The sequence below is a fragment of the Streptomyces sp. XD-27 genome (assembly GCF_030553055.1).
Classification (GTDB): Bacteria; Actinomycetota; Actinomycetes; order Streptomycetales; family Streptomycetaceae; genus Streptomyces.
Genome location: NZ_CP130713.1, coordinates 7,350,899 through 7,373,545 on the forward strand (window position 1 = coordinate 7,350,899; position 22,647 = coordinate 7,373,545).

The following is a 22,647-nucleotide window of genomic DNA, read 5'->3' on the forward strand; positions in this document are numbered from 1 at the left end:
CACCCCGCGGCTCTTCGGGTGTGAAGAGGTACGACGGCCCGTGCGGGTTCCCTGCCGCCGGCGAACCGTACCCTTGCCGTCATGCGAAACGGCACGATTCCCGGCAGCACCGGCGTCGTCCACCCGATGCGGCTGCTCGGCGATCCGGGCCTGCACGCACCGTGCACGGACGTCACGGCCTTCGACGCGACGCTCGCGGCGCTGGTCGAGGACATGTTCGCCACGATGTACGCGGCGCAGGGCGTGGGCCTGGCCGCGAACCAGATCGGGGTGAACCTGCGGGTCTTCGTCTACGACTGCCCCGACGACGAGGACCGGCGGCACCTGGGCCACATCGTCAACCCGCGGCTGGCCGAGGCCGACGGCGTCACCGTCACCGGACCGGAGGGCTGCCTGTCGCTGCCCGGCATCGAGGCCGCCACGCCCCGCTTCGACCGCGCGGTCGTGACGGGCGTCACGGTCACCGGGGAGCCGGTGCGGGTGGAGGGCACCGGGTTCTTCGCGCGCTGCCTCCAGCACGAGTGCGACCACCTCGACGGCGGCCTGTTCGTCGACCGCCTCTCCGGCCTGCGTCAGCGCCGCGCCCTGCGGGCGGCCCGCCGAGCCCCGTGGGCCCGCGCAGCCCCTCCGCCCGGAGACTGACGAGCGCCCGGGAGCGGGCCGGGCCGCGTCAGAAGCCCGGCCCGCCCGCGCGGTCGCCCGCCGAGGCCAGCCGCCCCCACAGCAGATCCGTCAGATGCCGCACCAAGTCCTCGCGCGGGCACGACCGTTCGCGCAGCCACCAGTCACCGGCCGCGTACATCATGCCGACGATGCCGTGGCCCCAGGCGCGGGCCAGGTCCATGCCGCCCGGCCCGAGGTCGACGCGCTCGGTGATCACCTCGGCCAGCTCCTCGCCCATGCGGCGCAGCAGCGGGGCGGAGTGCCGGCCGACGTCGAACCCCTGCTCCGCCTCGGCCTGCTGCTCGTCGTCGGCCGGGTGCATCAGGAACCGGTACACCTGCGGCCGCGCCTCGATCGCCGCCAGGTAGGTGTTCAGGGTGGACTCCACGCGGGCGCGGCGGTCGGTCGGGGCGTCCAGCGCGGCGCGCAGCGAGGCGAGCAGGGCGTCGGTGTGGCGCTCGGCCAGGGCCCGGTACAGCCCGCCCTTGTCGCCGAAGTGGCGGTAGAGGATGGGCTTGGTGATCCCCGCCTCGGCGGCGATCGCGTTCATCGAGGCGCCCGGTCCGTCGCGCAGCACGACCCGGTCCGCCGCCTCCAGCAGTTCTCTGCGGCGCTGCTGCGCTGTCTGCCGCTGATCGTCGCGCTGGCTGGTCCCGGTGTTCATGAGTGCCTCCCCGCCCCCTGGTCTTTCTGTGCCGCCCGTTCCGCGCCGCCGCACACGCCCGCGGCGCCGCGCGCCTGCGCAACGTAACACTCGCCGCAGGTCGCGGGCTTCTCGGCGGTGGAGGTTGACATCTGATACTCGCCGGTAACAGACTCGATGTTACCGCTAGTAACAAGTATGCAGGAGGGGCGCGTGGCTGAGTTCACGTTCGAGCTGAACGACGACCAGAAGGCCGTACGTGACTGGATTCACGGCTTCGCCGCGGACGTCATGCGGCCGGCCGCCGCCGAGTGGGACGAGCGTGAGGAGACGCCCTGGCCCATCATCCAGGAAGCGGCCAAGATCGGCCTGTACTCCCTCGACTTCTACGCCCAGCAGTTCTTCGACCCCACCGGCCTCGGCATCCCGATGGCCATGGAGGAGCTGTTCTGGGGCGACGCGGGCATCGGCCTGTCCCTCGTCGGCACCAGCCTGGCCGCCGTCGCGGTCCTCGCCAACGGCACCGAGGAGCAGATCGGCACCTGGATCCCGCCGATGTACGGGGACGCCGGCGACGTGAAGGTCGCGGCGTTCTGCTCCTCCGAACCGGACGCCGGCTCCGACGTCTCCGCCATGCGCACCCGGGCCGTGTACGACGAGGTCAAGGACGAATGGGTGCTGAACGGCACCAAGACCTGGGCGACGAACGGCGGAATCGCCCACGTCCATGTCGTCGTCGCCACCGTCGATCCGGAACTCGGCGCCCGCGGCCAGGCGTCCTTCGTCGTCCCGCCGAACACGCCCGGCCTGTCCCAGGGCCAGAAGTTCAAAAAGCACGGGATCCGCGCCTCGCACACCGCCGAGGTCGTGCTGGAGGACGTCCGCGTCCCCGGCCACTGCCTGCTCGGCGGCAAGGAGAAGCTCGACGAACGGCTCGCCCGCGCCCGCGAGCGGGCCCGCAGTGGCGGCGAGCGGGTCAAGAACGCCGCCATGGCCACCTTCGAGGCGTCCCGCCCGGCGGTCGGCGCCCAGGCCGTCGGCGTCGCCCGCGCCGCGTACGAGGTGGCCCTGGACTACGCCAAGACCCGCGAGCAGTTCGGGCGTCCGATCATCGACAACCAGGGCGTGGCGTTCCAGCTGGCCGACATGCGCACCCGCATCGACGCCGCGCGCCTGCTGGTGTGGCGGGCCTCCTGGATGGCCGCCAACGGCAAGCCGTTCGAGTCGGCGGAAGGCTCCATGTCGAAGCTCTTCGCGGGCGAGACCGCGAAGACCGTCACGGCCCAGGCGGTGCAGATCCTCGGCGGCAACGGATTCACCAGGGAGTACCCGGTGGAGCGCATGCACCGGGACGCGGCCATCTTCACGATCTTCGAAGGCACGAGCGAGATCCAGCGCCTGGTGATCTCCCGCTCGCTCTCCGGCATGCACATCCGCTGAGCGCGGCATACGCATCCGCTGACGGCGGCATGCACATCCGCTGATCGGGAAGAGGTACGGACCAGGCGGGTTCCGCGGCTGTGGGGGCCGTGGAACCCGCCTTCCCGCTCCCGCCTCACCGCTCCCGGTGCCACAGGTGGTGCATCGCGTACGACCGCCACGGCCGCCAGCCCTCGGCGTCCGCCGGGCCCGCGCCCATCTCCCGCATCGCGGTCCTGATCGCCACATCACCGGACAGCAGCACGTCCGGATCGCCCAGCGCCCGCATCCGGACGTAGCCGGCCGTCCACGGGCCGACACCGCGCAGCTCCAGCAGCCGCCGCTCCGCCTCGTCCCGGTCCGCCCCCGCGTCCAGGCGCACCGTGCCGTCCGCCAGCGCGGTGGCGACCGTGCGCAGCGCGGCGCGCCGCGCCTCCGGCATCCCGATGTCGTCCAAGGACGCCTCCGCGAGCACCTCGGCGGACGGGAAGAGCCGGGTCAGCCCGGTCCCCGACGGAGCCGGTCCGCCTTCCGCGCCGGGCAGCGGCTCGCCGTACGCCGCCACCAGGGCCGCGCCCAGCCGCCGCCCCGCGGCCACCGAGACCTGCTGGCCCAGCACCGCCCGTACCGCCAGCTCCCGCGGATCCGCCGCGCCCGGCGCCCGCATCCCCGGACGGCGCGCCACCAGCGGGCCCAGCACCGCGTCGGCCCCCAGCCGCTCCGCCACCGCGTACGGATCGGCGTCCAGGTCGAACAGCCGCCGCACCCGCTGCGTCGCGGTGGTCAGATCCCGCAGTTCGCCCAGGTGCAGCCGGCACAGCAGCCAGCCGCGGTCCTCCGGCCCCTCGTAGACCTCCGCGACCCCCGTGCCGTGCGGCAGCCGCAGCGTCCGCCGGTACACCCTCCGCCCCGGCTCTCCGGTCACCTCCTCCACCCCGGGGATCGCCCGCCGGCCCAGGTAGCCGAAGACCTCCGCGGCCCCGTACCGGCCCCGGTACGCGAGCCGCAGCGGCACCCCGCCGCCCCCGCTGGGCTCCGCCCCCGTCCCGCCCCCGGCGGGGCGGCCCGCAGCTGGCTCGGCGTGGCCGCGTAGACCTCCCGGACGGTGTCGTTGAACTGCCGCACGCTCGCAAAGCCCGCCGCGAACGCCACCTCGGCGGCCCGCAGCCCGGTCGTCTGGAGCAGCACCCGCGCCGTGTGCGCCCGCTGTGCGCGGGCCAGGGCCACCGGCCCGGCGCCCAGCTCCGCGTTCAGCTGCCGCTGCACCTGCCGGGCGCTGTAGCCCAGCCGCGCCGCCAGCCCGGCCACGCCCTCCCGGTCCACCACGCCGTCGCCGATCAGCCGCATCGCCCGCCCGACCACGTCGGCGCGGGCGTTCCACTCCGCCGAGCCGGGCACGGCGTCGGGGCGGCACCGGCGGCAGGCCCGGAAGCCCGAGCCCTGCGCGGCGGCCGCGGTCGGGTAGAAGCGCACGTTCTGCCGCTTGGGGGTGACCGCGGGGCAACTCGGCCGGCAGTAGATACCGGTGGTGGAGACGGCGAAGAAGAACTCGCCGTCGAACCGCGCGTCCCGGCTGCACACCGCCTCGTACCTGCTCTGCTCGTCCATCACGCCTTCCACTGTGCGCTACGGCGGACCCCGTCGCTGGCGGGAATCGGACATGGCGCCGCTGCTGATGCGGCCCGCGGTGTGCTGGAGGACCATGGGACCGCGGCCGGGCACGAGGCGGCTGGGGCACGAGCGGGACACGGAGGCTGCTATGGCCGGAGGGCCGGGGGTAGGCCGCCGGGGCCCCGGCGGTGGCCTCGACGAGGGCGCGGTGCCGCCGCTGCTCGCCGCCCCCGACTGCGAGTCCCTGCTGGCGGCGGCCATGGCGGCCGTCGACCTGGCGCCCGGCACCCGTGTCGAGGTGGCCGCGCTCTACCGGCTCGACGACGACGGGCTGATCCGCCTGGCTGCCGCGATCGGCGCGCCCGACGAGCTGGTGGAGCGGTACCGGGTCGTCTCCGCCGCCGCCGACCTGCCGTTCGCCCAGGTCATCCGCGACCACGAGCCGGTCTACGGCCCGCCCCGCGAGCCGCCCGCCGAGCCCCGCGAGCCCGCGGCACGCGACGAGGAGGCGGCCGGCGCGGCGGACGGCACCCCGCCCGCCGAGTACGCCGTGCTCCCTCTCCTCGTGGGCTCCCGCTGCGTCGGGTCCCTCGCCCTGACGCTGCCCGGCGGCGTGCCGCTGGACGCCGCCCGGCACCGCGCGTTCCTCACCGTGGCGGCCCTGTGCGCCCACCGCTTCGACGAACTGCTCGCCCTTACGCCGCGGGACCGCGCGCCGGGCGGCGGATCGCGCGCCCGCGACCCTCATCCGCCGCAGGCCCGCGACCGCGCGACGATGCTGGAAATGGCCATGGCGAACGCCGGGATCGGCTCCTTCGACTGGGACTTCGCCTCCGGCCGCCTCATCTGGGACGAACGGCTGTGCCGGCTGTTCGGCATCGCCCCCGAGGAGTTCGACGGCCGCATCGAGACCTTTCACGAGGCCGTCCTGCCGGAGGACCGCCCGCGGGTCGAGGCCGCGGTGCGGGAGAGCCTCGTCACGGGCAGGTACCAGGTCCGCTACCGCGTCGTGCGCCGCGACGACAAGGCGATCCGGTGGATCGACGCCGAGAGCCGCGTCCTGTACGACACCGTGGGCAAGCCGCGCGGCATGATCGGCGTCGCCCAGGACAGCACCGAGGCGCAGAACCGCGAGGACGAACGGCAGGCGCGCAAGGACTTCGTCCTCAACATCACCCGCGCGTTCACCGCGGCCTCCTCCATCGACGACGTCGTCGCCACCGTGGCGGACACCGTCCTGCCCGCGCTCGGCGGCCAGCGCATGGCGATCTACCTCAAGGAGGACGGCGGGCGGATGCGGCTCATCGGCTCCCACGGCTATGACGCCGCACACCAGGAGCGGCTGCGGAACCTCGCCGACATCGGTATCGAGAGCCCGTTCCTGGCCGGCGTGCGCGACGGCGAGCCGATGTTCATCGAAAGCCGCGAGGAGTTCTTCGCACGCATCCGCGACGAGCGGCTGGCCCCGATGCCGGGGCTGCACGCGTGGGCGATCCTCCCGCTGGCGACGGCCGACGGACTGGTCGGAGCCTGCCTGATCATCTACGACCATCCGCGCGCCTTCTCCTTCGACGACCAGCTGGTCGTCGCCGGTGTCGCGGGCATCCTCGCCCAGTCGCTGGCCAGGGCCCGGCTCTTCGACGAACGCCGCGCGCATCTGACCGAGCTTCAGCGCATGATGCTGCCGGGCCGCCTGCCGTCGCCGCCCGGCCTCGACGTCCTGGTGCGCTACCGGCCCGGTTCGGATCGGCTGGACGTCGGCGGCGACTGGTACGACGCCCTGCCCATGCCGGACGATCGGATCACCGTCGTCATCGGCGACGTCCAGGGCCACAACGTGCGCGCGGCGGCGGTGATGGGCCAGTTGCGGATCGCGATGCGGGCCCACGCCGCCGAAGGACACCAGCTGTCGGCGCTGATGGCCCGCGGCAACCGGGCACTGTGCGACATGGACACCGACCTCTTCGCCACCTGCTGCGTCGTGGACATCGACCCGGCCGACGGCCGACTCCGGATCGTCCGCGCCGGGCACCCCCACCCCCTGCTCATCGCCCCGGACGGCGGCGCGGCCCTGCTGGAGAGCCCCGGAGGCATCCCGCTGGGCTGCTTCGACGACGCGGACTACCCCGTCACCGAGGCGGTCCTCCCCGAGGGCGCCACGCTGCTGCTCTACACCGACGGCCTGGTGGAGCGGCCGGGCGGCGACTACGACGACGGGGTCGCCGAACTGTCCGCCCGCCTCGCCGACGCCGCCGCGGCGGCCGGCCCGGTCGGACGGAGCGGCCTCATGGACCTCGAACGGCTCGCCGACCGGGTCGTCACCCCGGCCGTCTCCGCCCCGAACGACGACGACGTCGCCGTCCTGCTGGTCCACCGCCGCCCCCGCACCGCACCGGCGGACTGACACCGGTGGTGTGACACCAGCGGACTGACACCGGCGGCGCGCGCGTGCGTCAGCCGGTCAGCGCGTCGTGCAGGTCCCAGCCCAGCGCCCCGGCACATCCGCTGACGTTCCCCAGGATGGCGACATCGGCGTCCAGCCGGGGGTAGTGGTAGAGGCGGGCGCTCACCCCGTCCTCCTCCCCGGTATGGCCCCAGCGCACCACGGTGCCGTCGTCGTCCAGGAGGAACATCACGCCGTACCCGTACTTCCAGGTGTAGCCGCGCACCTTCTCCGCACGCTCCAGCACCTGGGGGGTGAGCGCCCGCCGGGTCATGTCCGCGCCCAGCAGCCGACCCGAGCGCAGGGCGCGGGCGAAGCCGACGAGATCGTCGGCGGTGCAGGTGGCACCGCCGTCGGCGGCCGCCGCGGGGGTGGCGGAGTAGACGTTGCGGCGCCAGCCGGTACGCCGCCCGTCCGCCGCCTCCTCCGGCGGCAGATGGCCCTCGGCGACGCCCGGCACGACCTCGTCCAGCGCCACGAAGCCGGAGTCCGCCATGGCCGCCCTGGCGAAGACCTGGTCATGGATCACATCGGCGTACGGCCTGCCGGTGAGGGACTCCAGCAGCAGACCGAGGAGGATGTACCCCGCACCGTTGTACCGGTGGCGCTCGCCGGGCGCGAACAGCGGCTCCTTGCCGGCGAACAGCGGCAGGTAGTCGGCGTTGTCGCGCAGCAGATACAGCGGATGGGCGGCGGTCAGCGCGGCCCACTCGGCCGCCCAGTCGCCGCCCTCGTCGAACCAGTCGGCGATGCCCGACGTCATCGTCAGCGCATGACTTACCGTCACCTCCGGCGGCAGCCAGGCCCCGCGCGCCCCGAGCAGCGGCGCCAGCCGGTCCGCCGGCCCGACCCGGCCCTGCTCGACCAGCCGCAGCACGGCGACGGCGGTGAACATCTTCGATACGGAGGCCACCCGGAAGCGCGTTCCGACCGTGTTGGGGATCCGCCAGGCCCGGCTGGCCCAGCCGAACGCGTCGGCGAAGACCGGCTCCCCGGCCCGGGCGACCACCACCGCCCCGGAGAAGCCGTGCTCCTCGGCCGACTTCCGGACGCGACGCGCGATCTCGTCCGCGTCGAGCGGTCCGTTACGGGACATCAGCTGCTCCTCGTGGGCTCCGCGGCCGCGGCCCCTGCCGCGGCGCGCTCTCATGATCCACAGGCGGGGCGGCCACGGCGACCGAATAATCGGGTGGAAACGGCCCCCTGCCCTGTGAGAGGCGCGACATGACCGGCACCATCGCCGTCGGCCTGGACGGCACCGACCCCAGCCTCGCCGCCGCCGACTGGGCCGCCGCCGAGGCGTCCGCCCGGGGCGCGGCGCTGCGACTGGTGCACGCTTGGGCCTGGCATCCGTTGGACACCCCCACCGACGCCGACACCCAAGGCCGCCGCGACTGGGCGCGCGAGGTGCTGCGCACGGCCGAGGACCGGGTACGGCGCGGCCACCCAGAGCTGTCCGTGTCCGCCGAAGCGCGCTCCGACGAACCGGTGCCCGCCCTGCTCGCGGCGGCCGCCGACGCCGATCTGCTGGTCCTGGGATCCCGCGGGCACGGCGCGCTGGCCGGCTTCCTGCTGGGCTCGGTCAGCCTCCAGGTGCTGCGCCAGGCCACCGGCCCGGTCGTGGTGGTGCGCGGCGGGTACGAACCCGGCCCCGGCGGCCCGGGGGAGGTGGTGACCGGAGTGCGGGAGACCGGCGAGGAGGGCGCCCCGGTGCTGGAGTTCGCGTTCACGGCCGCCGCGGCGCGCGGCGCGCCCCTGCGGGCCGTACGCGCCTGGCATCTGCCCGGACCGTTCGAGCTGGGCACCCAAGCCTTGCGCGCCGCCGACGACGCCGGCGGCCCCGAGCCGCTCAACCGGCGCCTGCTGGCCGACGCGCTGCGCCCCTGGCGGGAGCGCCACCCCGACGTGCCGGTCACCGAGCACGTCGAGATCGGCGGCGCGCCCGAGGTGCTGCTGACGGCGAGCGGCCGGGCCGACCTGGTGGTCGTCGGACGCCGCACCTCCGGCCGCAAGGGGATCGGCTCCGTCACCCACGCGGTGCTCCACCACGCGCCGTGCCCGGTGGCCGTGGTGCCGTATCCGTGACATGTCGCTGCCAGCTGACGGCAACCCACTTGTCATCAACGCCGATTGACGCTTAGTTAGGGCGGTGACGGGGGTGGCCGCAGGGGAGAGCGATGCGTCGTGAGTGGGCGGGGGAGTCGGAGCGGGACCAGGCCGTGGAGGCCTATGTCGAGGACCAGCTGATCCGGCCGTACGCCCCCAGGCGACGGTTCTCCGCCGCCCGCCGTCCGGCGGCCGCCACCCGGCTGGACGTCACGCTGCTGCTCGGCGCGCGCGGCAGCGGCAAGACCACCCTGCTGCGGCGGCTGGCCGAGTGGGCCCGGCGCGCCCCCGTCGCACGGCTCGACCTGGCCGCGCTCGGGCAGGAGGGCGGCAAGCCGATCGACGCGCTGGCCGCCGCGGTCTTCGAACTCAACGCCCGCAAGAAGGACTTCCCCCGGCTCACCTTCCCCTCCTTCGGCCTGCTGGCGATCGCCGTGGCCACCGAGGTGGGCGGCGGCCGGGACGCCGCCGTCCGGGACATGGCCGACGCGCTGGGCGGCCCGGACAGCCGCCGCACCGAGGTACTGGGCCGGCTGGCCGACGCCGCGGCCGCCCTCGGCGCCCCGGGCCTGGTCGACGCCGCCCTCCTGCTGCTGCCCGAGTGGCAGCGCGGCTGGGCCCGGCTGCGCACCCGCTGGCGGCTGTCCCGCATCCGGCGCGCCACCCCCGAACTCCCGCCCGACACCTTCCTGCTCGCCCTCAACCAGCGCTACGGGGCCCAGGAGGAAGAGGAGCGCAAACGGGCCGAGGCCGTGCTGTTCGAGGCGTTCCTGGACGACCTGCGCCGGGCCTACGGGAGCCGCCGCGGCGGCCGCCGCCGCACCACCCGCTGCCTGCTGCTGCTCGACAACGTCGACAGCCCGCTGGGCAGCGACTTCCTGGAGCTCCTGCTGGAGGTGCGGCGCGGGACCGACGCCCCCGACCCGCTGCTGGTGCTGGCCGCCGCGGGCAGCTATCCCAAGGCGCTGGAGGACCACGCCTGGGGCGGGTCGCCCCGCCACGGCGCGTACCCGGGGCGCTGGGACGGGGCCGAGGAAAGGTTCCGGCCGGAGCGGCTCGCCCGCGGCCTGCGCGTCGGGCAGCTGCGCGACCTGCACCGCCTCGAAGTGGAGCGGCAGGCCAAGGAGATCCTCCACGAGGCGGGCCGCCGGGTGCCGCCGCCCAAGGCCGACAGCGGCATGAAATGGCTCGGCTGGGCCGTCTACGAGCTGACCCGCGGCCAGCCCGCCGCCACCGCCGCCGTACTGGAGGCGCTGCTCGGCCACCGCGAGCAGGTGGCGTGGGACGAGCGGCTGCGGCGCCTCTTCGAACCCTCCGGAACGCTGGTGGACGACCTGCTGGAGCGGCTGCTGCCGGTCGACGCGGGCCGGGAGCTGGTCCGGGTCCTCACCCGCGCCTCCGCCGCCGCCGACCTGGCGCGCGCCGGGGCCGCCGGAGCCCTGTGGAGCGAGGCGGACGCGGCGGTGCGCAGGGAGTTCGAGGCCTTCGCCGCGGACGCGCTGCGCACCATGCACACCGGCGGCGGTGACCCCGCCCCCGACGGCGGCCACGGCGCCGACCAGGTACTGCACCCGCTGCTGCGCTTCCTGCTGCTGCGCAAGCTGGCCGCCCAGGACCCAGGCGACGGCGGACACGGCACCTCGGACGGCACCTGGACGGTCACGCACACGGCGCTGCGGGCCCACGCGCAGGAGACCGGCGAGCCGCTGCTCGTCGCCTACCACGCCCTCGCCTGCGGTGACCTGGCCACCGCGGCGGGATACCTCAACGAGCGCTTCGGGCGCGGCACCCCCCAGGAGTGGTGCGCCGACCTCGGCCGACTGCGCAGGGCACCGGTGCACACGCCCGGCGGCGCCCTCGAAGGCCCCCGTGGGAACGCTACGAGCAACTCGTCGCCTTCCTCGGCGAAGGCGTCATCGAGAGCCGCCTGCGCACCGTCACCCGGCTGCTGGCCGCCAGCTGGATCAGCCCCGAACCGCCGCCCGCCGCCGCGGACCGCACCGGGGACCCGTACCGCAACCCGCTGGGAGACCTGTACGCGGAGCTGTACGGCGAGATCGCCGCCCGGTTCCGCACCCTGGCGGCGCACACCGACAGCGTCTCGTGGAACCCGGTGCTGCTCGGCAAGGCGGCACAGTACGAAGGGAAGCCGTGGTGACCCGCCCTGCGCTCGTACCGCCCGCCCCGCCGTCGCGGTGGCGCCTGTGGACCGTGCTCGGCCTGGTGCTGGCGGTCGCGGTGGCCGTGGGAACCGTCCGGCTGGTCGACGCCCGGCGGGAGTCGGCGCGCACCTGCTCCGAAGGCGTGGTCAAGCGCGGGCCCGGGGACGAGTGCGTCGGAGTCACCGACGGCCGCTTCGTCTTCAGCGAGGCCCTGCGCGAGGTCAGCGAGAAGATCCGGGCCGAGAACCGGCGGGTGGCCGAGTCCGGCGAGGACTGGGTGGCCGTCGCCTACACCGAGCCCATGACCCGGCGCGGGGACACCGCCGGCAACGACCGCGGACCGGACGTCGTCCGGCAGGCCGTCGAGGGCGCGTACCTGGCCCAGATGGAACTCAACCACCAGGGCGGCCACGGCCGCACCCCGCAGATCAAACTGCTGCTGGCCAACAGCGGGCAGGGCGGCGAGCAGTGGCGCCCGCTGGTGGACCAGCTGATCGGCATGAAGGGCGACGGCGACCACCGGCTGGTCGCGGTCGCCGGTTTCGGGCAGTCCCTGGCCACCACCGAGTCCGCGGTCCGGGCCCTGCGCGGCGCGGGCGTCCCCATGGTGGGCTCCACGGTCGCCGCCGACCGGCTGGCCACGCCGCGGCCCACGTTCTTCCGGGTCTCCTCACCCAACCGCGACCAGGCGTCCATCGCCGCCGACTACCTCAAGCGGCGGCAGCGCGACCCCGGCTACCGCATCGACGTCATCAAGGACATCAAGGACGACGACGCGTACAACGAGTCGCTCGACGAGGACTTCGAGCGCGCCGCGGCCGCCGAGAAGCTGCGGCTGGAGACGGCCGACGGCTATCCGTTCGTCTCCGGCAGCTCCTCGGCCGCCACCGCGCTCGCCACCATCGCCGAGACCGTCTGCCGCCCCGAACGCCGCCTGGACGCCGTCTATTTCGCCGGCCGCGGACGGGAACTGAAACTCCTCGTCGAGGCCCTCACCGCCCCGGCCGCGACTGCCCCATCACCGTGCTCTCCGGCTCCAGCGCCCTCGGCATGTTCTACGACCCGCCGGTCAAGGGCGCCGGGGCCGTCGGCGGCGACGTACTGGACCGCTGGCGCGCCGCCGATGGGGTCAAGGTCCTCTACACCGCCTACGCCCACCCCGACAGCACCCCGAAGATCTACCCCGGCCGCGCCGGCAACCCCTATCCGGCCTTCCGCAAGGCGTACGACCTCGCCTTCGGCGGGGACCGGGAACTGCTCAGCGGCCAGGCCATGATGGGGCACGACGCGGTCCTCAGCCTCGGCGAGGCGATCCGCGACGCGGCGGGCCCGCAGGGCAGCGACGCCGTGGACGCGGCGGGGGTACGGAACATGCTGCTCCAGGTCGGCAAGCGCGAGACCCTGCGCGGGCTGAGCGGCCCCATCGCGTTCGACGACCGCGGCAACCCGCGGGACAAGCCGATGGCGCTGGTCGAACTGCGCCCGGAACCGGAACGGCGCTACACCTACCGGGGGACGGTCCGCCCCTGACCGCCCGAGTCCCAGGCGGCGGGCCGATATTCGGTGGGCGCCGCGCCCGCGCGCGGCTAGCGTCCGTGGGCATGACCGACTCCTCACCACCCCCGCGCAGCACGCGCCTCGCCTTCCACGGGCCCCTCTCCGAGGCCCGCGCCGACCGCATCGTGCGGCGCCTCACCCGCACCGGCCCCGCCACCGTCCTCGACATCGGCTGCGGCTGGGCCGAGCTGACGCTCCGCATCCTCGACGCCGCCCCCGGGGCCACCGGCGTCGGCCTCGACATATGCGCCGACGACCTGGCCCGGGGCCGGCGCAACGCGACGGCCCGCGGACTCGCCGACCGGATGGAGTTCGTGGAGGAGTCCGCCGTCGGGACCACCCGCGGGCCCGCCGACCTCGTCCTGTGCCTCGGCGCCAGCCACGCCCTCAGCGACGCCGCACCGCCCCGGCACACCACCGCCGCGCTCGGCGAGCTCCGCCGCCTGGTCGCGCCCGGCGGCCGGGTCCTCCTCGGCGAGGGCTTCTGGGAGCGCACCCCCACCGAGGCCGAACTCTCCCGCATGTGGCCGGGCGCCCACGCCGGTGAGCACCTCGACCTCGCCGGTCTCGCCGACGCCGCCGTCGCGGCCGGATTCCGCCCCGAATGGATCGAGACGGCCGGTCAGGACGAATGGGACGAGTTCGAGTCGGCGTACCAGGCCGATACGGAGGAGTGGCTGGCCACGCACGGCGACCACCCGCTGGCCGCCGAGACCCGCGAACGCCTCGACCGCCACCGCACGAGCCGCCTCGCCTACCGCGGCGTGCTCGGACTCGCGTATCTGACCCTGATCCCGGTCGACTGACACCCGAAGGCGAGCGGCGGGAGCCTCACGGGCCGTACCAGACCGTCGTGGTGTTGCAGAACTCGCGGATCCCGTAGCCCGACAGCTCCCGCCCGTAGCCGGACCGCTTGACCCCGCCGAACGGGAACGCGGGGTGCGAGGCCGTCATGCCGTTGAAGTAGACCCCGCCCGCCTCCATGTCCCGTACGCACCGCTCCTGCTCGGCCTCGTCGCGGGTCCACACATTCGAACTGAGACCGAAGGAGGTGCCGTTGGCCAGGGCGAGCGCCTCGTCGAGGTCGTCCACCCGGTACAGTGCGGCGACCGGCCCGAACGCCTCCTCGCGGTGGATCCGCATCCGGGGGGTGACCCCGGCCAGCACCGTCGGCTCGTAGAACCAGCCCCGTTCGAGCCCCGGCGGACGGCGCCCGCCGCACAGGGTCCGCGCTCCGTGCCGCACCGCGTCCTCGACCAGTTCCTCCAGGTCGGCGCGGCCCTTCTCGGTGGAGAGCGGACCGATGTCGGTGGACTCCGCCATCGGGTCGCCCACCGTCAGGGCCGCCATGCCCCCGGTGAAGCGGGCCGCGAAGTCGTCGTACACGTCGCGGTGCGCGATGAAGCGCTTGGCCGCGATGCACGACTGGCCGTTGTTCTGCGCCCGCGCCGTGACGGCCGTGCGCGCCGCCTGCTCGATGTCGGCCGAGGGCAGCACCACGTACGGGTCGCTGCCGCCCAGCTCCAGCACCGTCTTCTTGACCTCGTCGCCGGCGACGGCGGCCACCGACCGCCCCGCCGATTCGCTGCCGGTGAGCGTGGCCGCCGCGATCCGCGGATCGCGCAGGATGCCCTCGACGGCCGCCGCGCCGACCAGCAGCGTCTGGAAGCAGCCCGCCGGGTAGCCCGCCCGCAGGAACAGCTCCTCCAGGTACAGCGCGGTCCGCGGCACGTTCGAGGCGTGCTTGAGCAGGCCGACGTTGCCCGCCATCAGCGCGGGCGCGGCGAACCGGATCACCTGCCACAGCGGGAAGTTCCACGGCATCACGGCCAGCACCGGGCCGAGCGGACGGTGCACGACGCGGGCCGCGGCGGCGCCCGAGTCCCGTACGTCGGCCTCCGCCGGCCGCTCCTCGGACAGCAGCTCCGCGGCGTGCGCGGCGTACCAGCGCATCGCCTTGACGCACTTGGCGGCCTCGGCGCGGGCCGCGGCCAGCGGCTTGCCCATCTCGGTCGTCACCTTGCGGGCGACGTCCTCCTGGTCCGCCTCCAGCAGCTCGGCGGCGCGGTTCAGCAGAGCGGCGCGCTCGCCGAGGCCGAGGCCGCGGAAGCGGCGGAAGGCGGAGTCGGCGGCGGCCAGCCGCCGCTCGATCTCCTCGGGTCCCAGCTCCTCGAAGGTCTGCAGGGTCTCGCCGGTCGCCGGGTTCACCGTCGCGATGGCCATGGGGTGCTTCTTCCTTTCGTCGACTGGCCCCCCTGGCCCCCTGGCCCCCTGGTCCTCAGCTACTGGTCATCAGGCCCGATCGGGCCATGGCCGACGTCCCGACCAGGTGCAGCCGCGCGGCCGACGTACCCGGGCCCGAGGGCCCGGTGAGCGGCAGGGACAGCCCGGTCCGGTGATGGCGCAGCAGGGCCTCCTCGCTGTAGCGGCGGACGCCGCGGTGCCACCCCAGGATTCCGGCCATCCAGTTCTCCAGCTCGGTCACGTACCCCTCCAGCACCTCCCTGGCCGCCTCGTCCAGCCCGAAGGCGTCGTAGAGAACGGGGAGTTCGTGCTCGGCGACATGCTGGAACTCGCGCATCCGCCCGGTCATCAGGTCCTGGACGATGGCCACCCCGGTCGGGTAGTCGCAGTCGAAGAAGTTCTGGACGACGAGGACGGCGTTGTGCACCTCGCCCTCGTACTCGATCTCCTTCTGGTACGAGAAGAGGTCGTTCATCAGGCAGGCGTAGTCGGCCGCGGCGTTCTCCAGGGACCGCATCGGCCCGCTGCGGTAGATCTCCGGCGGCACCCGCTTGCCGTGCGCCAGCCGGGCCAGCGCCATCGTCAGGTCGGAGCCGAAGGTCAGCCGCCGCATCTCGATGTAGTCCACCGGGTCGGGGACGCGGTTCAGCGCCATGTTGGCGAGCTCCCACAGCCAGCTGTCGATCATGTCCACGACGGTCTTGCGGAACACCGCCCGGGCCTCGGGCGCCATCGGCTCCGCCGTACGCGTCCACAGATCGGCCAGGCCGCGTTCCATGGCGCCCACCGGCACGGCCGTGAGGGGGCCCTCCAGCGGCATGAGGGCGGTGAGCCGCTCGTTCGCCAGCCTGGCGCCCGCCAGGTCCCGGGTGCGCCCGAAGACGACGGGGTAGTAGTCGTCGGCGTACGTCCCCCAGGTCAGCCAGGCCGAGGTGAGGTCGAGCTCCTCGGGCGTGGCGTCCGGGTGGATGCCCGCGGAGCACAGCGGGAAGTCGAAGTCGACCAGCTTCTCCTCGGTCCAGATGTGCGAGCCGGGGATGCCGGGCTCGGGTTCGAGCATGCCCATCCGGTGCGCCCACTGGACGAGGTTGCGGCGCGCCGGCTCCAGATGGGGGCTGAGGGTGGTGGTGAAGGGCATGTAGAGGTCGGGCACCTGCGCCGGGCCGACCCGCTGGAACGGGATGTGGGTGAACCTGCGGGACCTGGCGGCTTCGGATCGGCCGGTGAGCGTGATGTTCGCCGCCGAGGTGCCGAGCCCGCTGAGGGCGAACGGCGACCACGGGTTGGGGGCGGACCCCTGTGCCGCGCCGTTCATGTAGCGGCTGGAGCGCATGTGCCACTCGTGGCCCCCCGACTGCCAGTCCTGGAGCCCCTTGACGTACGCCGCCACGTCGGCGCACGCCTGCGGGTCCAGACGCTGCTCGACCAGCAGCGGCGGGACCTCGGTGAGGGCGGTGCTCTCGAACTGCTGGAGCCGGGAGGTCAGCAGGTCGTTGACGGAGTCCGCGGCCTCCTGGGTGGTGCAGTCGAAGAACTTCCGCAGGACGAGGACGCCGTTGCTCAGCTCGCCCTCGTCCTCGATCTCCCGCTGGTACGAGAACAGGTCGTTGCGCAGGTGCACCGCGTCGGCGAAGCACTCCTTGAGCACGCGCATCGGCCGCGAGCCGGCGATGGGCGCCGGCACCTCGGCGTGCGCGGCGAACTCGATGAGCCCGGCCGACCACGGCGCCCGCCGACCTTCCGGCGCATCTCGATGTACTCGACGGGGTTGGCGACGCGGTCGGCGTTGATGTTGGCGAGCTCCCACAGGGACTCGTTGAGGAGGTTCTCGGTGCTCTCCGCGAACCGCTCGCGCCACTCCATGGACATCGCGGGCACCGTCCGGGCCCACAGGTCCGCGAGCCCGGCCTCCACCGGATTGGTCGGCTCCGGGAACCCGGCGGACAGCTCCATCGGCATGAACGCGGGCAGCCGGTCCAGATACTGCTTGCCGCCCGCCCGGTCCTGCGTCCGCTTGAAGACCTCCAGGAAGTGGTCGTCGAAGAAGAACACCCATACGTACCAGTCCGTCACCAGCGCCAGATCCGCCGCCGACGCGTCCGGATGGGTGTAGCCGCACAGCAGCGCGTAGTCGTGGGCGTCGAGATCCTCCCGGGTCCAGATGCCGGAACCCTCCAGCATCCCCATCTCCGACGCCCACCGGGCCGAGTGCTCCCTGGCCTGCCCGACGTGCGGGTTCAGCCGCGCCGGATACGGCATGTAGAAGTCGGGAAGTTCGAACGGCTGGGTCACCTGACGCGTGCCTTTCCTGAGGTCCGCAGAACGACTGGGTGCTCTTACCCGGACCTTCGGCGGGCCATCCGGCCCCCGGAATAGTCATACCGGCTGGTCATGGCGTCGGCGCGGGGTCAGCCCAGGCCAGGCACCGCGGAGATCACCAGGTCGATCAGCTTGATCCCGATGAAGGGCAGCACCAGCCCGCCGAGCCCGTAGACCGCCAGGTTCCTGCGGAGCAGGTCGTGCGCGGACGCCGGGGTGTAGCGGACCCCGCGCAGCGCGAGCGGGATCAGCGCCACGATGATCAGCGCGTTGAAGATGATCGCCGAGGCGATCGCCGAGGTCGGGCTCTGCAGCCCCATGATGTTGAGCGACTCCAGGCCCGGGTAGGCGGAGGAGAACATCGCCGGGGTGATCGCGAAGTACTTCGCGACGTCGTTGGTGATGGAGAAGGTGGTCAGCGCGCCGCGCGTGATGAGCAGCTGCTTGCCGATCTCCACGATCTCGATCAGCTTGGTCGGGTTGGAGTCCAGGTCCACCATGTTCCCGGCCTCCTTGGCGGCCGAGGTGCCGGTGTTCATGGCCACGCCGACGTCCGCCTGCGCGAGCGCCGGGGCGTCGTTCGTGCCGTCCCCCGTCATCGCGACGAGCTTGCCGTCGGCCTGTTCCCGCCGGATGAGGGCGAGCTTGTCCTCCGGCGTGGCCTGGGCGAGGAAGTCGTCCACGCCCGCCTCGGCGGCGATGGCCTTGGCGGTCAGCGGGTTGTCGCCGGTGACCATGACCGTACGGATGCCCATCCGGCGCAGCTCGGCGAACCGCTCCCGGATGCCGTCCTTGACCACGTCCTTGAGGTGGATGACGCCGAGCACCCGGGGCCCGTCGCCGTCGTGCACCGCGACCAGCAGCGGCGTGCCCCCGGAGGCCGCGATCGAGTCGGTGAACATCCGGGCCTGGGGCGGGACCTGACCGCCGTACATCTCCACCCAGCGGATCACCTCGGCCGCCGCGCCCTTGCGGATGTGGCACGCGCCGCCGCCCTCCCAGCGCAGGTCGACCCCGCTCATCCGGGTCTTGGCGCTGAACTCCACGTACCGCGCCTGCCGCAGCTCGCCCTCGGCCGGCTCCCGCAGCCCGTACTTCCTCTGGGCCAGTACGACGATCGACCGGCCCTCGGGGGTCTCGTCGGCCAGCGAGGCCAGCTGCGCCGCGTCGGCGAGCCGCACCTCGTCCATGCCCGGCAGCGGCACGAAGGCAGACGCCTCGCGGTTGCCGAGGGTGATGGTGCCGGTCTTGTCCAGCAGCAGCGTGTCGACGTCCCCCGCGGCCTCGACCGCCCGGCCCGACATCGCCAGCACGTTGCGCTGCACCAGCCGGTCCATGCCGGCGATGCCGATCGCCGAGATCAGCGCGCCGATCGTGGTCGGGATGAGGGTGACGAGGAGGGCGACGAGCACGGTGGTGGACTGGGCGGCGTCCGCGTACTCGGCCATCGGCTGGAGCGCCACCACCACCAGCACGAAGATGATGGTGAGCGCGGCGAGCAGGATGTTCAGCGCGACCTCGTTGGGCGTCTTCTGCCGGGTGGTGCCCTCCACCAGGGCGATCATCCGGTCCAGGAAGCTGTTCCCGGGGCGCGAGGTGACCCGTACGACGATCGCGTCGGACAGCACCGTGGTGCCGCCGGTCACCCCCGACCGGTCCCCGCCCGACTCGCGGATGACGGGCGCGGACTCCCCGGTCACGGCCGACTCGTCGACCGCCGCCACACCCGCGACGACCTCGCCGTCGGCCGGGATCGGCATCCCGGCCTCCACGAGCACGAAGTCGAACATCCGCAGCTTGTCGGCCGCGACCATCGTCAGTTCGGCGCGGTCCACGTCCATGCCCACCCGCCAGTGCCGCAGCCGCTGCGCGACCATCGCGGTGCGTGCCCGGCGCAGCGACTCGGCCTGCGCCTTGCCGCGCCCCTCCGCGACGGCCTCGGCGAGGTTGGCGAAGACGACGGTCAGCCACAGCCAGCAGCTGATCACCCAGGTGAAGACGGAGGGGTGGAACACCGCGGACAGCGTCGTCAGCACCGCCCCCGCGGCCACCACGAACAGCACGGGATTGTGCGCCAGCGCCCGCGGGTGCAGCTTCCGCAGCGCCTCGGGGAAGGCCGTGACCAGCTGCACCGGCTGGAAGAAGCCGGCCGCGCGGCGACGGTGGGACCTGACTTCCGGCCCGCCTCGCCGGGGTGTCGGGTCCGCCGGGGCTGTCGGGTCCGCGGAGTCCGTCGGAGCCTGGTGCGGTGCAGCGGGGAGCATCGGGGAGACCTTCTCGTGGGGTGTCGGCCGGGACGCGAGAACCCGGCCCGCCGGCGTCCCGGCGGCCGCCCCGGAATCTAGCTCCCCACATGCCCGCATACCCCTGCTGAGCTGCGGAAATTGGCGCCCCTTTGACGAACGGCCGCCCGTGCCGTCAAGCCCGCGTCAGAATCCGCCGCGCCGCCGTCAGAGCCCCGTCAAGGCCCGTGTGGACGGCGCGCGTCACCAGTGCCGGGCGGGCTTGAGCGCGTCCACGTACTCGGGCAGCCGCGCCCACACCTCGGGCGTGTAGAAGTGGCCGCCGGGCAGCCGGGTGGCATGGCATCCGGCGTCGGCCAGGGAGTGCCACCGCTCCAACCGGGCGGCGTCCAGGACGTCGTGCTCCCCGTGGAGCACCTGCAGCGGCACGCCGGCCCGCGCGTCCGGCGCGCACCGGTAGCTGTCCATGGCGCGCAGATCCGCGCGGAAGGTGTCCACGGCGATCGCCACGAGATCGGGCTCGGCCAGCAGCTCCTCCGGCAACTGGCCCACCGAGCACATCCAGTCCGCCAGCTCCTCGTCGGTGTCCGACAGCATCGGCGTCTCGGTGCGCGGGTTGTGCCCCAAGAGCGGGGCGTGCGCGCCCGAGACCACCAGCGCCTGCGGCGGGGCGACGCCCGCCCGCTCCAGCCGCTGCGCGAGGTCGAAGGCGACCCAGGCGCCCATGCTGTGCCCCAGCAGGACATAGGGGCGGTCGGCCAGGGTGCGGACCGACCTCAGGGCGTCGCCGACCAGTTCGTCCCAGTCCTCCGCGAAGGGGACGTGGAACCTCGACTCCCGACCCGGGTAGCGGTGCAGCACCAGCTCGACGTCATCGGGCAGGGCGTGGGCCCATGGCCGGAACGACCTGGTGCCGCCCCCTCCGAAGCTCATGCACACCAAACTCCGTCCGGCGTCCGGCCGGGGCAGCGGGCGGAGCAGCGATGCGGTCACCTGAACTCCCGTAGGAAAGAGGGCGAAATGGGAAACCGATCGTACTTGCTCCGCCGGGCGCCGCCGAAGCCGCCGTGGATTTCTTGATGTTGGAGCGCCACCGCGGCGGGTCCGGTGCGTCGAGCCATGGACCTCTGCGCCAGCCGTCCACGTCGTGGTCCGCCATGCAGATCGCGACGCATTCCCGGGCGAATTCTCGTAGTCGGTGACGCTCCCGCGCCCCGTCGCCCATTTCAGGGTGTCGAGACGGATCTGCTCGCCGTTGCCCGAGGAGTTGAGCTCATAAAGCTCGTGCCGGCCGCCGAACTCCGTGCCGACGGCGTCCCAGACGAGAGTGAACAGCTTGATCCGGTCGTGGGCGTAGGGATCCGAGCCGCGGTGGAAACGCTCGACGAGATGGCGCAGTTCCGGACGGTCCAGGTCCCGTCCCGTGGACGGGACAACGAGCGGCGAGCCGCCCAGCACGGCCCATACGGGACCAGGCGGCGATCGCCTCCCGCGCCCGCCAGGTGGCGGTCAGGCGGCCGCGGGGCGGCGGTCAGGCGGCGGGGTGGCGGTCAGGCGGCGGGGTGGCGGTCAGGCGGCCGCGGGTCAGTGGGCGACGGTGAACCTGGTCCGGTGGTGGGCGGGCCGCTCGGCCTCGTCCAGCAGCGCCACGGCCAGATCCTCCATGGAGATCGCGGAGTTGCCGTCGGCGTCGATCAATAGTTCGTCGCGGCCCAGCCGGTACGCGCCCGTGCGCTCGCCCGGCTCCAGCAGGGCGGGCGGGCTCAGATACGCCCAGTCCACCCCCGTCTCGGCGCGGCACACCTGGTGCTGGTCGGCGCAGGCCAGGGCGATGGCCCGCAGGTCGGCGGGGAAGTCCGGATCCTCGACCACGGTCAGGCCGCCTCTGCCTGGCAGGGTCAGGGTGGCCGCGCCGCCGACGAGCAGCAGCCGGACGCCGGTCCTGGCCAGCCCGGCCAGCAGCGCCCTGGTGGTGGCGACGAGGTCGCCCTCGCGGCCGGGGGCCGGGCGGGTCGCGCTGATCACCAGGTCCTGACCCGCGCTCAGCGCGGCCACGTCCTCGGGGTTCGCGGCGTCGCCGGTACGGGCGCGGGCGGCGGCGGGCAGTTCGGGGAAGCGGGCAGGATCGCGGACCACGGCGGTGACCTCGTGGCCGCGCGACAGGGCCTCGGCCACCACGCGGCTTCCCACGGCTCCGACCGCTCCGAACACGGTGATACGCATGGTTGTCTCCTTCTTGCTTCTGAATGGGTGGGGGTGATGTGTGGAGGGGGTCGGGACGACGGGTCACGCCGCGGCGCGGCGGGGCGCGCGGGGGTCCCGGGTGCGGCGGGACTGTGCCGCGACGAGGGCGGCGAGGGCGATAAGCCCGCCCAGGGCCTGGGCCGCGGTGAGCTCCTGGCCGAGCGCGAGCCAGCCCAGCGTGGTGGCGACCAGGGGGCTGAGCAGGCCGAGGAAGGTGACGTCGGTGGGGGACAGGACGCGGATGCCCCGGAACCACAGGGCGTACGCGACGGCGGCGCCGATGACCGTCAGGTAGCCGTAGCCGGCCAGGTTCGCGGCGGTCAGTGTGGCCGGCGGCGGGCCTTCGACCAGGAAGGCGACCGGGACCAGCAGCAGCCCGCCGGCGGCCAGTTGCCAGCCGGTCGTCGCCAGCAGGGGCGCGGGCGGCGTCCACCGCTTGCTGAGCACGACCCCGGTGGCCATGACCACCGCGCCGCCGAACGCGGCCGCGACACCGAGCCCGTCCAGCCGCGCGTCGGCGCGGAGCACGAGCAGGCTGACCCCGGCCACGCCCGCGGCTCCGGCGAGCACGGTACGCGCGGACAACCGCTCACCGAGCAGCCCGGCGGCGAGCCCGGCGACCAGCAGCGGCTGGAGGGCGCCGATGGTGGCCGCGACCCCGCCGGGCAGCCGGTAGGCGGCGATGAACAGCAGCGCGTTGAACGCCCCGATGTTGAGGGCGCCGAGCAGCAGTGCCCGCCACCACCAGATCCCCTGCGGCAGGCGCCGGGTGATGGCGATCAGCGCGAGCCCGGCGGGGAGGGCGCGGACCACCGCGGCCAGCAAGGGCCGGCCCGGGGGCAGCAGTTCGGTGGTGACGAGGTAGGTGGTCCCCCAGATGGCGGGAGCCAGCGCGGTTATCAGCACGATCCCGATTCGATTGCTTAGCACTAAGGAAATGTATCTCAGCGCTAAGCTATCTGGCGGCGGAGGGCGGGTGATGTATCTCACCGC

The 22,647-nt window shown here is 73.8% G+C and carries 16 protein-coding genes and 3 pseudogenes; 8 read left to right on the top strand and 11 right to left on the bottom strand.

What is annotated here, in order from left to right; genetic code table 11:
• Positions 1 to 81 precede the first annotated feature (81 nt).
• Complete coding sequence (gene def / locus Q3Y56_RS32335) at positions 82 to 642, top strand: peptide deformylase (protein ID WP_304465272.1); 561 nt, start codon at positions 82 to 84, stop codon at positions 640 to 642.
• A 28-nt stretch (positions 643 to 670) separates the two neighbouring features.
• Here def and Q3Y56_RS32340 read toward each other — a convergent pair whose 3' ends face one another.
• Entirely contained in the window at positions 671 to 1,327 is a 657-nt protein-coding gene (locus Q3Y56_RS32340; RefSeq protein WP_304465273.1) for a TetR family transcriptional regulator, read from the bottom strand.
• A gap of 192 nt (positions 1,328 to 1,519) precedes the next feature.
• On the opposite strand from Q3Y56_RS32340, the gene Q3Y56_RS32345 reads away from it, so the two are divergent.
• Positions 1,520 to 2,746 (top strand): acyl-CoA dehydrogenase family protein, encoded by a 1,227-nt coding sequence (locus Q3Y56_RS32345; RefSeq protein ID WP_304465274.1) that lies wholly within the window; start codon positions 1,520 to 1,522, stop codon positions 2,744 to 2,746.
• 115 nt (positions 2,747 to 2,861) lie between these two features.
• Here Q3Y56_RS32345 and Q3Y56_RS32350 read toward each other — a convergent pair.
• Positions 2,862 to 4,333: pseudogene (locus Q3Y56_RS32350) on the bottom strand (DNA-3-methyladenine glycosylase 2 family protein).
• A 52-nt stretch (positions 4,334 to 4,385) separates the two neighbouring features.
• On the opposite strand from Q3Y56_RS32350, the gene Q3Y56_RS32355 reads away from it, so the two are divergent.
• Positions 4,386 to 6,740 (top strand): SpoIIE family protein phosphatase, encoded by a 2,355-nt coding sequence (locus Q3Y56_RS32355; RefSeq protein ID WP_304465275.1) that lies wholly within the window; start codon positions 4,386 to 4,388, stop codon positions 6,738 to 6,740.
• Between the two features lie 49 nt (positions 6,741 to 6,789).
• Here the strand turns inward: Q3Y56_RS32355 and Q3Y56_RS32360 are convergent, their stop codons facing one another.
• On the bottom strand, positions 6,790 to 7,875 hold the full coding sequence (locus Q3Y56_RS32360; protein ID WP_304465276.1) for a serine hydrolase: 1,086 nt from the start codon (positions 7,873 to 7,875) through the stop codon (positions 6,790 to 6,792).
• 128 nt (positions 7,876 to 8,003) lie between these two features.
• Here Q3Y56_RS32360 and Q3Y56_RS32365 point away from each other — a divergent pair, with 128 nt between their 5' ends.
• Positions 8,004 to 8,864 (top strand): universal stress protein, encoded by an 861-nt coding sequence (locus tag Q3Y56_RS32365; protein WP_304465277.1) that lies wholly within the window; start codon positions 8,004 to 8,006, stop codon positions 8,862 to 8,864.
• A gap of 56 nt (positions 8,865 to 8,920) precedes the next feature.
• Here Q3Y56_RS32365 and Q3Y56_RS32370 read toward each other — a convergent pair whose 3' ends face one another.
• On the bottom strand, positions 8,921 to 10,519 hold the full coding sequence (locus Q3Y56_RS32370; RefSeq protein ID WP_304465278.1) for a hypothetical protein: 1,599 nt from the start codon (positions 10,517 to 10,519) through the stop codon (positions 8,921 to 8,923).
• Between the two features lie 167 nt (positions 10,520 to 10,686).
• Here Q3Y56_RS32370 and Q3Y56_RS32375 point away from each other — a divergent pair, with 167 nt between their 5' ends.
• The 4 genes from Q3Y56_RS32375 to Q3Y56_RS32390 all read left to right on the top strand — a co-directional run bounded on the left by Q3Y56_RS32375 (position 10,687) and on the right by Q3Y56_RS32390 (position 13,410).
• The gene (locus tag Q3Y56_RS32375; protein WP_304465279.1) at positions 10,687 to 11,043 is read left to right on the top strand and encodes a hypothetical protein; all 357 of its coding nucleotides are present in this window, start codon (positions 10,687 to 10,689) and stop codon (positions 11,041 to 11,043) included.
• Entirely contained in the window at positions 11,040 to 12,323 is a 1,284-nt protein-coding gene (locus Q3Y56_RS32380; RefSeq protein ID WP_304465280.1) for an ABC transporter substrate-binding protein, read from the top strand. Before Q3Y56_RS32375 ends, Q3Y56_RS32380 begins: the two co-directional genes overlap by 4 nt.
• Positions 12,320 to 12,577 (top strand): hypothetical protein, encoded by a 258-nt coding sequence (locus Q3Y56_RS32385; RefSeq protein ID WP_304465281.1) that lies wholly within the window; start codon positions 12,320 to 12,322, stop codon positions 12,575 to 12,577. The genes Q3Y56_RS32380 and Q3Y56_RS32385 overlap by 4 nt, the downstream gene beginning before the upstream one ends.
• A 71-nt stretch (positions 12,578 to 12,648) precedes the next feature.
• Complete coding sequence (locus Q3Y56_RS32390; protein WP_304465282.1) at positions 12,649 to 13,410, top strand: cyclopropane-fatty-acyl-phospholipid synthase family protein; 762 nt, start codon at positions 12,649 to 12,651, stop codon at positions 13,408 to 13,410.
• A 25-nt stretch (positions 13,411 to 13,435) separates the two neighbouring features.
• Here Q3Y56_RS32390 and Q3Y56_RS32395 read toward each other — a convergent pair whose 3' ends face one another.
• The 7 genes and pseudogenes from Q3Y56_RS32395 to Q3Y56_RS32420 all read right to left on the bottom strand — a co-directional run bounded on the left by Q3Y56_RS32395 (position 13,436) and on the right by Q3Y56_RS32420 (position 22,560).
• A complete protein-coding gene (locus tag Q3Y56_RS32395) occupies positions 13,436 to 14,827 on the bottom strand; it encodes an NADP-dependent succinic semialdehyde dehydrogenase (protein WP_304465283.1) in 1,392 nt (463 codons plus the stop codon).
• 55 nt (positions 14,828 to 14,882) lie between these two features.
• Positions 14,883 to 17,140: pseudogene (locus Q3Y56_RS32400) on the bottom strand (family 2 encapsulin nanocompartment cargo protein terpene cyclase).
• A 116-nt stretch (positions 17,141 to 17,256) separates the two neighbouring features.
• Positions 17,257 to 19,431, bottom strand: a complete 2,175-nt coding sequence (kdpB, locus tag Q3Y56_RS32405; RefSeq protein ID WP_304465284.1) for a potassium-transporting ATPase subunit KdpB — start codon at positions 19,429 to 19,431, stop codon at positions 17,257 to 17,259.
• Between the two features lie 222 nt (positions 19,432 to 19,653).
• Positions 19,654 to 20,343, bottom strand: a complete 690-nt coding sequence (locus tag Q3Y56_RS32410; RefSeq protein ID WP_304465285.1) for a thioesterase II family protein — start codon at positions 20,341 to 20,343, stop codon at positions 19,654 to 19,656.
• Positions 20,344 to 20,631: 288 nt separating this feature from the next.
• A pseudogene (locus tag Q3Y56_RS33665) lies at positions 20,632 to 20,868 on the bottom strand (4-hydroxyphenylacetate 3-hydroxylase C-terminal domain-containing protein); the annotation flags it as partial.
• A 126-nt stretch (positions 20,869 to 20,994) separates the two neighbouring features.
• On the bottom strand, positions 20,995 to 21,633 hold the full coding sequence (locus tag Q3Y56_RS32415) for an NAD(P)-dependent oxidoreductase (protein WP_304465286.1): 639 nt from the start codon (positions 21,631 to 21,633) through the stop codon (positions 20,995 to 20,997).
• A 63-nt stretch (positions 21,634 to 21,696) separates the two neighbouring features.
• On the bottom strand, positions 21,697 to 22,560 hold the full coding sequence (locus Q3Y56_RS32420; RefSeq protein ID WP_304465287.1) for an EamA family transporter: 864 nt from the start codon (positions 22,558 to 22,560) through the stop codon (positions 21,697 to 21,699).
• Between the last annotated feature and the right edge of the window lie 87 nt (positions 22,561 to 22,647).